Source organism: Paraburkholderia sp. BR13439, from assembly GCF_040948805.1.
GTDB classification, from domain to species: domain Bacteria; phylum Pseudomonadota; class Gammaproteobacteria; order Burkholderiales; family Burkholderiaceae; genus Paraburkholderia; species Paraburkholderia youngii.
On sequence record NZ_JBFPKN010000003.1, the window covers coordinates 376317 to 390111 of the forward strand.

Sequence of the window (13795 nt, forward strand, 5' to 3'; positions counted from 1 at the left end):
TCCTGTCGATCCAGCGAGTGGACATTGGAGCATCTATTCATCTAAACGTCTAGACGTTTACAGGCGTAGTTGTCTGGACTATGGTGCGCGGCGGACGTTTCATATTTCCATCACGGCTTGCGCACTACAATGCACGTCATGGCGATCATTTGAACCGAAGGGAATGACAGCACCATGACATCGAACGACAGCGCGGCGCCGGCCACGATGCTCGAACGCGGCGCGGGCGTGGCCGTCTGGAGACAGATCGAACAGATTCTCGCCGCCGAGATCGCGGCAAGCGGGTTTGGGGAAGAAGGGCGGTTGCCGAGCGAGGGTGAGCTGGCGAAGCGCTTCGACGTCAACCGTCACACGGTGCGTCGCGCGATGCTCGGCCTCGCAGCGCTCGGCCTCGTCAGCGTCGAGCAGGGGCGCGGCACGTTCGTGCAGCCCGGCGCGATCGACTATTCGATCGGCCGCCGTACGCGTTTCACCGAGAACCTGCGTCAACAACATCACTCGCCCGGCGGCAAGATGCTGTCGGGCGCGCGCGTGAAAGCCGAGCCGAGCGTCGCGAAGGCGTTGGGTCTGCGCGCGGGCGCGGCGGTCTATCGGATCGAATCGCTGAACGAGTCCGACGGCGTGCCGCTTACGTTCGCGCGCAGCTGGTATCCGGCCGCGCGTTTTCCGGAGCTGCCGGAGGTCGTGCAACGCCTCGGCGGCACGACGAAGGCGCTGGCCGAATTCGGCGTGGACGATTATCTGCGCAAGTGGAGCCGCATCGGCAGCGTGCTGCCCGAGCCGGAGGTCGCGCGGCGGCTCAACATCAACCGTCAGCAGCCGGTGCTGTGGGTCGAGAACGTCGACGTCGATTTGCACGGCACGCCGGTCAAATACGGCTTCACGCATTTTGCGGCCGACCGCGTGCAACTACTCGTGGAGCATGACCTGTGAGCGGCCCCGCATGGAGTGCCAAAGCGCGCTTTGCGCTGTACTACGCGCCGTCATGTGAATCGGCGTGGTGGCAGGCGGGCTCGACATGGCTCGGCCGCGATGCGCAAAGCGGCGAGCGCCGCGCGCAGCCGCAGCCGCCTGGCCTGACGCGTCCGCTCGCCGCGTTGACCGACTCGCCGCGCCGCTATGGCTGGCATGGCACGCTGGTCGCCCCGTTCCGGCTCGGCGCCGGTGTCACGCAGAATGACGTGCTTGCGGCTGCGCGGGCGTGGGCGCTAGGGCGGCAGCCGTTCGCGTTGCCGGTGGAAGCGGCCACGTTGGGCGACTTCGTCGCATTGCGACCGGCCGATGCAGATGGCGAGACGCGCATTCGCGAGCTTGCGTCGAACGCGCTGGAGTCGCTAGACGGGCTGCGCGCGCGGCCGTCTGCGGCCGATCTCGAGCGCCGGCTCGCCGCACCGCTCACCGAACGCCAACGTGCGTTGCTGCTGCAATGGGGCTATCCGTATGTGTTCGACGAGTTCCGTTTTCATATGACGCTGTCCAGTTCGCTCGCCGATGCCGACGAGCGCGCGACGCTGCTCGCATGGTGGCGTGAGCGCACGCCCGCGCTCGGGCCGCTCGCGGTCGATCAGGCCGCGTTGTTCGTCGAGCCGGCGGCGGGCGAGCCGTTCGTGCTGTGGCAGCCACTGCCGTTCAGCGACGGCGCGAGACACGGCGATCGCAAGGACGAGCAGCAAGACGAGGTGAGCAGCCAATGAACGGGCGTTTGATCTATGTGATGGGGCCGTCTGGCGCGGGCAAGGATTCGCTGCTGCAATTCGCGCGCACGCGGCTCGCCGGCGAGCCGGTCGTGTTCGCGCATCGTTACATCACGCGGCCGAGCGGCAATGGGGAAGTGCATGTCGCACTGAGCGTCGAGGAGTTCGCCGCACGCTCGGTGCTGGGCCTGTTCGCGCTCGAATGGTCGAGCCATTCGCTGCGCTATGGCATCGGCATCGAACTCGATGCGTGGCTCGCGCGTGGCTGCACGGTGGTCGTCAATGGCTCGCGGCAGTACCTGCAGCATGCGCTCGCGCGCTATCCACGCGCGGAAGTGGTGCACGTGAGCGCCGCGCCGCATATTCTCGAAGCGCGGCTCGGCGCGCGGGCGCGCGAATCGTCGGAGCAGGTCGCGGCGCGGCTCGCGCGGCGCGCGCCGTTTGCGATGCCGGCCGGCGTGCGCTGCACGACGATCGACAACTCCGGCACGCTCGAAGAAGCGGGGCACGCGTTGATCACGGTGCTCAGGGAGCAGGTGAGCGCGTAACGCAGTCACGCGGCCTTATTGCACGGCCCCCATCCGCTCCCGCGTGACCTGCCGCAAACACGCGACGAACTGCTGTACGGCCGGCGTCGGCAGCAGATCGCGTCGCGAGATGATGCTCAGATCGTAGTTCGGCAGCGCGTCTTCGATCTGCGCGACGCGAATGCCGAGCGGCGCGACCCGCTGCGCGAGCGGCCGCGTGAAGCAGCTGATCACGTCGGTCTGCGATACGAGCCCGAGCGTCACCGCAAACGACGACGGCGCGCGCAGCAGCCGCTTCGGCAGCGGCAGAGCATGCGCGCTGAACATCGCCATCATCACGCTGTGCGGGAAGTGATCGGCGCCGACCGTAACGATCCACTCGGCGTCGAGCAACTCGGACAGACGCGTGACGTTCGCGAGCGGATGCCCGGCGCGCATCGTGACGACGAACTGCGTCGAGTACAGCGGCACCTGCACCAGATCGTTATCCAATGCCTGAACGTGATGGATCGCCGCGAGATCGAGTGAGCCGTTGCGCAAACGCGCGAGCGCATCGGGCACCGTCACTTCCTCCAGATGCAGACTCACGAGCGGCATCTTCTCGCGAAAGCTCGACACCGCATGCGGCAGCACCGTCAGCGCGAGCGATGGCATCGTGCCGACGCTGACCTTGCCGGCCAGTTCTCCTTTCACCTGCTCGACGGCCTCGACGGTGCGGCGCATGTCGCCCAGCAACTGCTCGGCGCGCGGCAACAGCGCGAGCCCGCACGCGGTCAGCTCGATGCCGCGCACGCTGCGCACCATCAGCTCCGCATTGAGCGCGCTTTCCAGCTCGCGAATCGTATGCGTGACGGCCGGCTGCGTGACGCCGAGCTCACGCGCGGCGGCGCGCAGGCTGCGGTGATGCGCAGCGGCGACGAAGGCCTGCAACTGCTGCAGTTTCATGAGGGTAACCCCGTATATAACAGCTGTTAATCAGGGTGAAAAAAATAGCATCTTATTCGAACGAAACGGCATGGATATAGTGCGAGGCTACTCACTGGAGCCATGCAAACGATGAACCAGACCCCGCGTTTGACCGAAGTGTCCGATCTGGAACCCGCCGCCGCGAGCCTGCGCGAGATTCGCCATCACATTCATCACCATCCTGAACTCGCGTACGAGGAAGTGCGGACTGCGGCGCTCGTCGCGGAAAAACTCGAAGAGTGGGGCTGGCAGGTCACACGCGGGGTGGGCAAGACCGGCGTGGTCGGCACAATGAAGGTAGGCGACGGCAAGCGCAGCATCGGCATTCGCGCAGACATGGACGCGCTGCCGATCATCGAACAGACCGGCCTGCCGTACGCGAGCGGCACCCACGGCAAGATGCACGCGTGCGGCCACGACGGTCACACGACGATCCTGCTCGGCGCCGCGCAACGTCTCGCGGCCACGCGTAATTTCTCGGGCACCGTGCATCTGTACTTCCAGCCGGCCGAGGAAAGCGGCATCGACAGCGGCGCGCTGAAGATGATCAATGACGGCCTGTTCGAGCGCTTCCCGTGCGACGCCGTGTTCGGCTTGCACAATCATCCTGGCGCGGAGCCGGGCATGCTGCTGTTCCGCAAGGGGCCGTTCATGTCGGCGGGGGACAAGGCGACCATCACGATCGAAGGCGTCGGCGGCCATGCGGCGCGTCCGCATCTGACCGTCGATCCGGTCGTGGTCGCCGCGAGCATCGTGATGGCACTGCAGACGATCGTCGCGCGCAACGTCGATCCGTCGCAGCCGGCCGTGGTGACGGTGGGCTCGATGCACGCGGGCACCGCGAACAACGTGATTTCGAGCAGCGCGCGGCTCGAACTGAGCGTGCGCTCATTCAGCCCCGAGGTGCGTGAGTTGCTGAAGAAGCGCATCACCGAGCTTGCCGAGTCGCAGGCGGCGAGCTATGGCGGCAAGGCGCACGTCGAGTACATCGAAGGTTATCCGGTCGTCATCAATACGGACGCCGAAACGGAGTTTGCGGCGCAGGTCGCGCGCGAGCTGGTCGGCGACGACAAGGTAGTCGAGCAGACCGACATCCTGATGGGCAGCGAGGACTTCGCGTTCATGCTGCAGAAGCGGCCGGGCACGTTTCTGCGCATCGGCAACGGCGTCGGCGAGGACGGCTGCATGGTGCACAACCCGCACTACGACTTCAACGACCGCAGTCTGCCGATCGGCGCGGCGTTTTGGGCGCGGCTGGTGGAGCGCTATCTCGCGCAGTGAGCGACAAGAGCAAATGCCGGGGCGCGCAGCAAACGCGCGTTCCCCGATAGCCGCGTGCGTCAGCCGCGCCGCGCGACCATCTCCGAGACCGTCTGCGCGGCTTGCTGCAGCGGTTCCAGAAACGCCTTCACCATCTGTTTGGCCGAATTGCGCTGCGCGTTGCCGCTGATGTTCATCGCGGCGATCACGCGGCCCTGGCGATTGCGAATCGGCGCCGATAGCGAAATCAAACCGCCTTCGAGTTCCTGATCGACGATCGCCCACCCCTGGCGACGCACCTGCCCGATCACCTTCTTCAGTTCTTCCTTGTCGGTGACGGTGCGCGGCGTGTGCGCGTAGAGCGGCGACGAGTTCAGCGTCGCGTCGAGCGTTTCCTCGTCGAGCGAGGCGAGCAGCACGCGGCCCATCGACGTGCAGTACGCAGGCAGGCGGCTGCCGATCGACAGATTGATCGTCATGATCTTGTGAGTCGGCACGCGCAGCACGTAGACGATCTCGGTGCGATCGAGCACGGCCGCTGAGCAGCTTTCGTGCACCTGCGCCGACAGGCTTTCCATCACCGGTTCGGCGAGGTTCCAGAACGGCATCGAGGTCAGGTACGCGAAGCCGAGGTCGAGAATCTTCGGCGTCAGACGAAACAGGCGTCCCTCGGCTTCCACGTAGCCCAGCGTTTGCAGCGTCAGCAGAATCCGGCGCGCGCCGGCGCGCGTGAGGCCGGTCGCCGCGGCGACGTCGGTGAGCGTCTGTTCGGGGCGCGTCGCGTCGAATGCGCGGATGACCGCGAGGCCGCGCGCAAACGACTGCACGTACGAGTCGCCCGGTTTCTCCGGGGCCGGTTCGACGTTGGCGGGCGCGACGGAAGACGGCGGCAGGGCTTTGCTCATGGACCTTGATCGTGGTTGCAAAAGTGTGCGCGCGGAGGACACGCGACGCGCGCTCGTTTCGATGCGGCGCCGCGTTTTGCGTTGCGGCGCAAAGGCGAGACGATAGCTTAAGCCTTCTATTTCGCCAAATAACGCCGATTTGTGCAAAAAACCCAGGGTTTGCCTGGATGCGATTCGCGTCTCAAAATTTGTATGATGACCCGATAACATGACCAGTTCGCGGCACCCGATCCAACCCAACCGATCCGCCATGTTCGACAAGATTCCCTCGCGCGCTTTGAGCGACACCGTCGCGCAGCAACTGCTGAAGCAGATCGACAAAGGCAGCTTCGCGCGCGGCGCCAAGCTGCCGACCGAAGCCGTGCTCGCGGAACAGTTCGGCGTGAGCCGCACGGTGATTCGCGAGGCGTTGTCGCGGCTAAAGAACGAGGGGGTGGTCGAACCGCGCCAGGGCAGTGGCGTGTTCGTCGCCGGGCACGGCACGATCCGCCCGCTGCGGATCGACTACGCGGAAGCCGTCGAGCCGGGCTCGGTCGTGCAGATCCTCGCGCTGCGCCGCGCGATCGAGGCGGAGGTCGCGTCCGAAGCCGCGATGCGTCGCAGCGATGCCGACATGGCCGCGATCGACGCCGCGCTCGCTCAGATCGAGCGCGCGGTCGCCAATGGCGAAGACGGCGTCGCCGAAGACGTCGCGTTTCATCGCGCGATCGCGGCTGCGACGGGCAATCCGTATTTCCTGAAGACGCTGACGTTTCTCAATCAGTATCTCGAAGCGGGCACGGTCGTCACGCGCCGCAACGAGGCGCTGCGGGAGGACTTCTCGCGGCAAGTGCGCGAGGAGCACGCGGCGATCGCCGCGGCGATTCGCGCCGGCGATCCGATGGCGGCGCGCAATGCCGCGCAGACGCATCTGTACAACGCGGCGCGGCGGCTTGCCGAGGCGGGCATCGCCTGACGCGCGGAAGGCGCGCGGCGATCCCGCTGCGCGCGAACGCACCAATGCAGCACCCATCCATAGAGGTCACGCATGTCGAGAAATGTCGGTGTCATCGGCTTGGGAGCCATGGGGCTCGGCGTCGCGCGTTCGCTATTGCGCGCGGGCTTCAAGGTCCACGCGTGCGACTTGCGGCGCGACGTGTTGCAGGCGTTCGTCGCGGAAGGCGGCGTCGGCTGTGCGACGCCCGCGGAGCTCGGCGCGCAGTGCGAGGTCGTGATTACGCTGGTCGTCAATGCCGCGCAAACCGAGGCCGTGCTGTTCGGTGAGCACGGCGCGCTCACGGCGATGAAGCCGGGCGGCGTCGTGATCGCGAGTGCCACGGTCGCGCCGGAATTCGCCAGCGATCTCGGCAAGCGCGTCGAGGCGGCTGGTCTGTACATGCTCGATGCGCCGGTGTCGGGCGGCGCGGCGCGCGCCGCGTCGGGCCAGATGACGATGATGACGTCCGGTCCCGCAGCCGCTTACGCCGCATGCGAGGACGTGCTCGCCGCGATCGCCGGCAACGTGTATCGGCTCGGCGCCGCGCATGGCGCGGGCTCGAAGGTGAAGATCATCAACCAGCTGCTGGCCGGCGTGCATATCGCGGTGGCCGCCGAAGCAATGGCGCTCGGCCTGCACGAAGGCGTCGATCCGGACGCGCTGTACGACGTGATCACGCACAGTGCGGGCAATTCGTGGATGTTCGAGAACCGCGTGCCGCATATTCTCGCGGGCGACTACACGCCGCTGTCGGCGGTCGATATCTTCGTGAAGGACCTGGGTCTCGTGCTCGATACCGCGCGTCGCACGAAGTTTCCGTTGCCGCTGTCGGCGGCCGCGCATCAGATGTTCATGATGGCGTCGACGGCGGGCCACGGCGGAGAGGACGACTCGGCGGTCGTGAAGATTTTTCCCGGCATCGAATTGCCGGCAAAGCGATAAGCGAGGACAGTGCTCATGACGGCTCGAACGAAACGCGCGCTGCTCGGCTGCATCGCCGACGACTTCACCGGCGCCACCGATCTCGCCAACATGCTCGTGCGCGGCGGCATGCGCACGGTGCAGACGATCGGCGTGCCCACCTCCAACGAAGCGCCGGGCGCCGATGCGCTCGACGCCGACGCACTCGTCGTCGCGCTGAAGTCGCGCACGATCCCTGCCGCCGACGCGGTCGCGCAATCGCTCGCCGCGCTCGCCTGGCTGCGCGCGCAAGGGTGCCGGCAATTCTTCTTCAAGTACTGCTCGACCTTCGATTCGACCGATGCAGGCAACATCGGCCCGGTGACCGATGCGTTGCTGAACGCGCTGTCCGCCGAGTTCGCCGAGCGCGCATCGTTCACGATCGCGTGTCCCGCGTTTCCCGAGAACGGCCGCACGATTTTCCGCGGCCATCTGTTCGTCGGCGATGCGCTGCTCGACGAGTCGGGCATGGAGAACCATCCGCTGACGCCGATGCGCGACGCGAATCTCGTGCGCGTGCTGCAGCGGCAAACTCAGTCGAAGGTCGGGCTCGTGCGTTACGACCGGGTCGCGCAAGGCGACACGGCCGTGCGCGCCGCATTCGAAGCGCTGCGGGCCGACGGTGTGCGCATCGCGATTGCCGATGCGGTGTCCGACGCCGATCTGCACACGCTCGGCGCGGCCTGCGCGGACCTCGCGCTGATCACCGGCGGCTCCGGCGTCGCGCTCGGCTTGCCGGCCAACTTCCTGCGCGCGGGTCTGCTCGTCGAGCAAACCCATGCCGCGCAATTGCCGCGCGTAGAAGGTTTATCGGCGGTGCTCGCGGGCAGTGCGTCGAAAGCGACCAACGCGCAGGTCGCCGCCTGGTGCGCGACGCGGCCCGCGTTCCGCATCGATCCGCTCGCGGCGGCGCGCGGCGAGGACGTCGTCGCCGAAGCGCTCGAGTTCGCGCAACAGCGCTTCGTGCACGCCGAGCCGGTGCTGATCTATGCGACTGCATCGCCCGACGAAGTGCAGGCGGTGCAGCGAGAACTCGGCGTCAACGAGGCCGGGCATCTGGTCGAGAAGACGTTGGCATCGATCGCGCGCGGCCTGCGCGAGCGCGGCGTGCGCAAGTTCGTCGTCGCGGGCGGGGAGACTTCGGGCGCGGTCGTGCAAGCGCTCGACGTGCGCATGCTGCGCATCGGCGCGCAGATCGATCCGGGCGTGCCGGCCACCGCGACGACCGAAGCGGAACCGCTCGCACTCGCGCTGAAGTCCGGCAATTTCGGCGCGACGGACTTCTTCGACAAGGCGCTGCGTCATCTCGACGGAGCCGCGCAATGAGCGGCGCACCGGCACTTCAGGTCTCCGCCGAAGCGCGCGTGCGCGAGGAAATCTGCGCGGTCGGCGCGAGTCTGTATCAGCGCGGCTATACGGTCGGCAGCGCCGGCAACATCAGCGCGCGGCTCGACGATGGCTGGCTGATCACACCGACCGACGCCTGTCTCGGCCGCCTCGATCCCGCCGATATCGCGAAGGTCGACGCAAACGGCCACGCGATGTCGGGCGGCAAGCCGTCGAAAACGCTCGCGCTGCATCGCGGTATCTATGCGCGCAACGGCGAGGCGCGCGGCATCATCCATACCCATTCGACGCATCTGGTCGCATTGACGCTTGCGGGCGTATGGAGCGAAGCGGACGTGTTGCCGCCGATCACGCCGTACTACGTGATGAAAGTGGGCCACGTACCGTTGATTCGCTATCAACGCCCGGGCGATCCGCAAGTGGCCGCGCGGATCGCCGCTCTGGCCAATCGCGTGCGCGCGGTGCTGCTCGAACGTCTGGGGCCGGTGGTGTGGGAGCGCTCGGTCGCGCACGCGTCGTATGCGCTCGAAGAACTCGAGGAAACCGCGCGCTTGTGGCTGATGACGAATCCGCGGCCCGCGCCGCTCGACGCCGCCGCGATCGAAGAACTCCGTGCCGCGTTCGGCGCGCGCTGGTAGCAGCGCGCATTGCCGATGTACGCCACGCACCGTATCGCACTGTCTTGAAGGAGCTGTCGCCATGCCTCGCTTCGCCGCCAATCTGTCGATGATGTACAACGAGCACGCGTTCCTCGATCGCTTCGCCGCCGCCGCGCGCGACGGTTTCAACGCGGTCGAATACCTGTTTCCCTACGAATTCCGCGCCGGCGAGCTGAAGTCGCGGCTCGACGCGCACGGTCTCACGCAGGCCCTGTTCAATGCGCCTCCGGGCGACTGGAGCGGCGGCGAGCGCGGACTTGCGTCGCTGCCGGGGCGCGAGGACGAGTTCCGCCGCAGCATCGATACGGCACTCGAGTACGCGCGCGTGCTCGGCAATCGCAAGCTGCATGTGATGGCGGGGCTGATCGCCGGCGATCAGGCGGGCGAAACGCAGCGCAAAACACAACGCGACGTGTATCTGAACAACCTCGCCTATGCGGCGCGGGCCGCGCAAGGGGAACAGATCACGGTCGTCATCGAACCGATCAATACGCGCGACATGCCCGGCTATTTCCTCAATCGACAGGACGACGCGCAAGCGATCTGCGCCGAAGTCGGTGCGCCGAATCTGAAGGTGCAGTTCGATTGCTATCACTGCCAGATCGTCGAGGGCGATCTCGCGATGAAGCTCAAGCGCGATATGGCCGGCATCGGTCACATCCAGGTTGCGGGTGTGCCCGAGCGGCACGAGCCCGACATCGGCGAGCTGAACTACCCGTACCTGTTCGATCTGATCGATGCGCTCGGCTACGACGGCTACATCGGCTGCGAATACCGGCCGCGCGCGGGGACCTCGGCGGGGCTTGGCTGGCTGAAGCCTTATCTCGACGCCCGGCGCTGACTCTCTCCGACAACCACTGACGGACCCGTAACCATGAAAGTACTGATCACCGGCGGCGCCGGTTTTCTCGGCCAGCGTCTCGCGCGCGAACTGCTCGCACGCGGCGAGTTGAAAGATGCGCACGGCACACCGCGAGCGATTACCGGGCTGGTGCTGCTCGACGTCGTGCGCGCTCATGATTTCGGCGATGCGCGCGTGCGTGCCGATGTCGGCGATATCGCGGAGCGCAGCGTGCTCGAACGCGTGATCGACGATCAGACCTCGGCGATCTTTCATCTCGCTGCGATCGTCAGCGGGCAGGCCGAGGCGGACTTCGATCTCGGCATGCGCATCAATCTCGATGCGTCGAGGCTGCTGCTCGAAGTCTGCCGCCAGCGCGGGCACCAGCCGCGCGTCGTGTTCACCAGTTCGGTCGCGGTCTACGGTGGCGATCTGCCCACGGTCGTACAGGACGACACCGCGCTGAATCCGCAGTCGTCGTATGGCGCGCAGAAGGCAATCGCCGAGCTGCTGCTCAACGATTATTCGCGGCGCGGCTTCGTCGACGGCCGCGTGCTGCGGCTGCCGACCATCAGCGTGCGGCCGGGGCGGCCGAATGCGGCGGCGTCGTCGTTCGCGAGCGGCATCATTCGCGAGCCTTTGAATGGCGAGGGGGCCGTGTGCCCGGTCGCCGGTTCGACCCGGCTGTGGCTGCTGTCGCCGCGCAAGGCGATCGACAGCCTGATTGCCGGCCTCGAACTCGATGGCGCCGCGCTTGGCAAGCAGCGCGTGCTGAATCTGCCGGGCCTGTCGGTCAGCGTCGACGAAATGATCGCGGCACTGCGCGAGGTCGCGGGCGAGGCGGTCGCGAGCCGCATCGTGCGGCAGCCGGACGAGCGCATCGAGAAGATCGTCGGCAGCTGGCCCGGCGCGTGGGATACATCGCGCGCCGAACGGCTCGGGCTTGTCGCCGAGCACAGCTTCGCGGATGTGATTCGCGGCTACATCGCCGATGAAGGAATCGAAGTTCGCTGAAGATCACCCCTCCGCGTATTCCCTGGTGTCGTTTGGCACGGCTGCGGCCGTGCTTGACACGCTTTCGCGCCGGCGCCTATTATCGAGCCTGTTTTGTTCGATATATGACCTTGTGTTCGTATATAGAACACGAGGGCGGGCATGGAAGACGCAAAAATCGTATCGGTCGTCACTCCCAAGCCCATCGTTCACGATCCTGCGCTAAGCTGGTTTGACGTATCGGCCGCCACGCCGCTGCAGTTTTGCAGCTTCCCGCGCGCGGCCGTTGGCCCCCGGGCCGATGCCTCGGCGCAACGAACCGCCGTCATCGGTGCAAGGCCGGCCGCGGCGCGGCGCAGCGCACGCAGCATCTCAACTGGAGACATCCCATGACCGAAGCATTCCTGTGCGACGCGATTCGCACCCCCATTGGCCGCTATGCGGGTTCGCTGTCATCGGTGCGCGCCGACGACCTGGGCGCGGTGCCGCTCAAGGCGCTGATGGAGCGCAACAAGAACGTCGACTGGACCGCGATCGACGACGTGATCTACGGCTGCGCGAACCAGGCCGGTGACGACAACCGTAACGTCGCGCGCATGTCGCTGCTGCTCGCGGGTCTGCCGAAGGACGTGCCGGGCTCGACGGTCAACCGTCTGTGCGGCTCGGGCATGGATGCGATCGGCATCGCCGCGCGCGCGATCAAGTCGGGCGAAGCCGCGCTGATGATCGCCGGCGGCGTCGAAAGCATGAGCCGCGCGCCGTTCGTGATGCCCAAGGCAACTAGCGCGTTCTCGCGTCAGAACGAGGTCTACGACACGACGATCGGCTGGCGTTTCGTGAACCCGCTGATGAAGAAGCTGTACGGCGTCGACTCGATGCCGGAAACCGGCGAAAACGTCGCGACGGACTACAACATCAGCCGCGCCGACCAGGACGCGTTCGCGCTGCGCAGCCAGCAGAAGGCCGCGCGCGCGCAACGCGATGGCACGCTCGCGCAGGAAATCGTCGGCGTGACGATCGCGCAGAAGAAGGGCGATCCGATCACGGTCACGCAGGACGAGCATCCCCGCGAAACGAGCCTCGAAACGCTCGCGAAGCTGAAGGGCGTCGTGCGTCCTGATGGCACGGTCACGGCCGGTAACGCATCGGGCGTGAACGACGGCGCGGCCGCGTTGCTGCTCGCCAACGAAGAAACCGCGAAGCGCTTCGGCCTGACGCCGCGCGCCCGCGTGCTCGGCGTGGCGACGGCGGGCGTGGAGCCGCGCGTAATGGGCATCGGCCCTGCGCCGGCCACGCAGAAGCTGCTCGCGCGTCTGGGCATGAAGATCGACCAGTTCGACGTGATCGAACTGAACGAAGCGTTCGCCTCGCAAGGCATCGCCGTGCTGCGCGCGCTGGGCGTCGCCGACGACGATCCCCGCGTGAACCCGAACGGCGGCGCGATCGCGCTCGGCCACCCGCTCGGCATGAGCGGCGCGCGTCTGGTGACGACCGCGACGTATCAGCTGCAACGCACGCAGGGCCGCTTCGCGCTGTGCACGATGTGTATCGGCGTCGGCCAGGGTATTGCGATCGCTATCGAGCGCGTGTGATGCACGTGTAGCGCGACGAACATCGCAAGCGGTTTGCGACCGTTCATGTAACAGCCCCATCGTTCCTGCGATGGGGCTGTTTGCTTTTGCGCGCGGCCTCGCGCGTACAATCGTTCGCGTCGTATCGTTTGCAGTAGTTGTCCTGAGGATGTGGAGTTCATTGCGGCGGCCACGAACACTGTGTAGCGCGAAGTCATACGCGGCGCTCATCATGACCGTCACGCCGGATCGAAACCCCTGTCGAGGAGAACGCGAATGAAGACAACGACGATAGGCGCAGCGTTGATGCTGGCGGCCGTGGCCGCAGCCCAGCCGGCGCGCGCGCAGGACGACATGGCGAGCACCGCCCAGGCGGTGCTCAGCGCGGCGCAGCCGGTGCATATGACGGCGGAGATCGTCGGCATCGATGCGGGCAACCGCTCGCTGACGCTGAAGGGCTCGGGCGGCAACGTCGCGATCGTACTCGTCAGTCAGCAGGTCGCTGGTTTCGATCAACTGAAGATCGGCGATCGCGTCGACGTGCTCTACAAGAATGCGCTGCTCACGAAGGCGGAAAAGGTCAGCGGCGCGGGCAAGGGGATTCGCGAGCGGGCCGACAAGCAGAGCTATGCGCCGGCATCGGGCGGTTATGAATCGGCTCGACAAACCGAGGTGCTCGCGACCGTACTGAAGATCGATCATAAACAGCGCCTCGTGACGCTGCGCGGCGCCTATCAGACACAGACGTTCCAGGCCGCGCCCAACGTCGACCTGAGCGACGTGAAGGTCGGCGATACCTTGCATGCGGTGTTCGTGTCGGCCGCCGCCGTGCAGGTGACGCCAGTGGGCCAGTGAGTGGCCGGGATCGCGGCCAATTCCAGCGGCCGGGAATGTTTCGCAAACTATGTCAAAAAATGTCGCACCGCCCGACGAACGCCCGCAAAGCCTTGCCTGGCGGGCCTGAGTCGCGGTGAAACAGCGCGACATATCTTCCCTGATGATTTCCACGGTGTGTCCTTCTATAGTCCGTTCGTCGCCACGCGGCAATGACGCAAGTGGCCCGAATCCAGCAAGGACATACCGTGAAAAATCGTTT

At 66.3% G+C, this 13795-nt stretch carries 15 protein-coding genes; 13 read left to right on the plus strand and 2 right to left on the minus strand.

Annotation, left to right across the window (positions count from 1 at the left end; genetic code table 11):
* The first annotated feature begins 174 nt into the window (after window positions 1-174).
* The 3 genes from phnF to phnN are packed head-to-tail and all read left to right on the plus strand — an operon-like array spanning window position 175 to window position 2242.
* On the plus strand, window positions 175-933 hold the full coding sequence (phnF, locus tag AB3X96_RS08530; protein WP_368589353.1) for a phosphonate metabolism transcriptional regulator PhnF: 759 nt from the start codon (window positions 175-177) through the stop codon (window positions 931-933).
* Window positions 930-1694: a DUF1045 domain-containing protein gene (locus AB3X96_RS08535; RefSeq protein WP_368589354.1), complete on the plus strand. Its 765-nt coding sequence runs from the start codon at window positions 930-932 to the stop codon at window positions 1692-1694. Before phnF ends, AB3X96_RS08535 begins: the two co-directional genes overlap by 4 nt.
* Window positions 1691-2242, plus strand: coding sequence for a phosphonate metabolism protein/1,5-bisphosphokinase (PRPP-forming) PhnN (phnN, locus tag AB3X96_RS08540; RefSeq protein WP_368589355.1), 552 nt, complete (start codon window positions 1691-1693; stop codon window positions 2240-2242). The genes AB3X96_RS08535 and phnN overlap by 4 nt, the downstream gene beginning before the upstream one ends.
* A 15-nt stretch (window positions 2243-2257) precedes the next feature.
* On the opposite strand, the gene AB3X96_RS08545 is transcribed toward phnN, so the two are convergent.
* Complete coding sequence (locus tag AB3X96_RS08545) at window positions 2258-3166, minus strand: LysR family transcriptional regulator (protein WP_368589356.1); 909 nt, start codon at window positions 3164-3166, stop codon at window positions 2258-2260.
* Between the two features lie 111 nt (window positions 3167-3277).
* Between AB3X96_RS08545 and AB3X96_RS08550 the strand changes: the two genes are divergently transcribed.
* A complete protein-coding gene (locus AB3X96_RS08550) occupies window positions 3278-4468 on the plus strand; it encodes a M20 aminoacylase family protein (RefSeq protein ID WP_368589357.1) in 1191 nt (396 codons plus the stop codon).
* A gap of 59 nt (window positions 4469-4527) precedes the next feature.
* Here the strand turns inward: AB3X96_RS08550 and AB3X96_RS08555 are convergent, their stop codons facing one another.
* Entirely contained in the window at window positions 4528-5352 is an 825-nt protein-coding gene (locus tag AB3X96_RS08555) for an IclR family transcriptional regulator (RefSeq protein WP_368589358.1), read from the minus strand.
* Window positions 5353-5602: 250 nt separating this feature from the next.
* Between AB3X96_RS08555 and AB3X96_RS08560 the strand changes: the two genes are divergently transcribed.
* The 9 genes from AB3X96_RS08560 (at window position 5603) to AB3X96_RS08600 (ending at window position 13554) form a co-directional block, all read left to right on the plus strand.
* A complete protein-coding gene (locus tag AB3X96_RS08560) occupies window positions 5603-6307 on the plus strand; it encodes a FadR/GntR family transcriptional regulator (protein ID WP_176107749.1) in 705 nt (234 codons plus the stop codon).
* 72 nt (window positions 6308-6379) lie between these two features.
* Window positions 6380-7270, plus strand: a complete 891-nt coding sequence (ltnD, locus tag AB3X96_RS08565) for an L-threonate dehydrogenase (RefSeq protein WP_368589359.1) — start codon at window positions 6380-6382, stop codon at window positions 7268-7270.
* 15 nt (window positions 7271-7285) lie between these two features.
* A complete protein-coding gene (gene otnK / locus AB3X96_RS08570) occupies window positions 7286-8614 on the plus strand; it encodes a 3-oxo-tetronate kinase (protein WP_368589360.1) in 1329 nt (442 codons plus the stop codon).
* Window positions 8611-9273, plus strand: a complete 663-nt coding sequence (locus AB3X96_RS08575) for an aldolase (RefSeq protein WP_368589361.1) — start codon at window positions 8611-8613, stop codon at window positions 9271-9273. The genes otnK and AB3X96_RS08575 overlap by 4 nt, the downstream gene beginning before the upstream one ends.
* A gap of 61 nt (window positions 9274-9334) precedes the next feature.
* Entirely contained in the window at window positions 9335-10135 is an 801-nt protein-coding gene (gene otnI, locus AB3X96_RS08580) for a 2-oxo-tetronate isomerase (protein WP_368589362.1), read from the plus strand.
* Window positions 10136-10168: 33 nt separating this feature from the next.
* Window positions 10169-11149 carry a D-erythronate dehydrogenase gene (gene denD, locus AB3X96_RS08585; RefSeq protein WP_368589363.1) on the plus strand — a complete coding sequence of 327 codons (981 nt, stop codon included), beginning with the start codon at window positions 10169-10171 and terminating at the stop codon, window positions 11147-11149.
* A gap of 141 nt (window positions 11150-11290) precedes the next feature.
* Window positions 11291-11521 carry a hypothetical protein gene (locus AB3X96_RS08590; RefSeq protein WP_368589364.1) on the plus strand — a complete coding sequence of 77 codons (231 nt, stop codon included), beginning with the start codon at window positions 11291-11293 and terminating at the stop codon, window positions 11519-11521.
* Complete coding sequence (gene pcaF / locus AB3X96_RS08595; protein ID WP_368589365.1) at window positions 11518-12720, plus strand: 3-oxoadipyl-CoA thiolase; 1203 nt, start codon at window positions 11518-11520, stop codon at window positions 12718-12720. The genes AB3X96_RS08590 and pcaF overlap by 4 nt, the downstream gene beginning before the upstream one ends.
* 255 nt (window positions 12721-12975) lie before the next feature.
* On the plus strand, window positions 12976-13554 hold the full coding sequence (locus AB3X96_RS08600; RefSeq protein ID WP_368589366.1) for a hypothetical protein: 579 nt from the start codon (window positions 12976-12978) through the stop codon (window positions 13552-13554).
* Window positions 13555-13795: the final 241 nt, after the last annotated feature.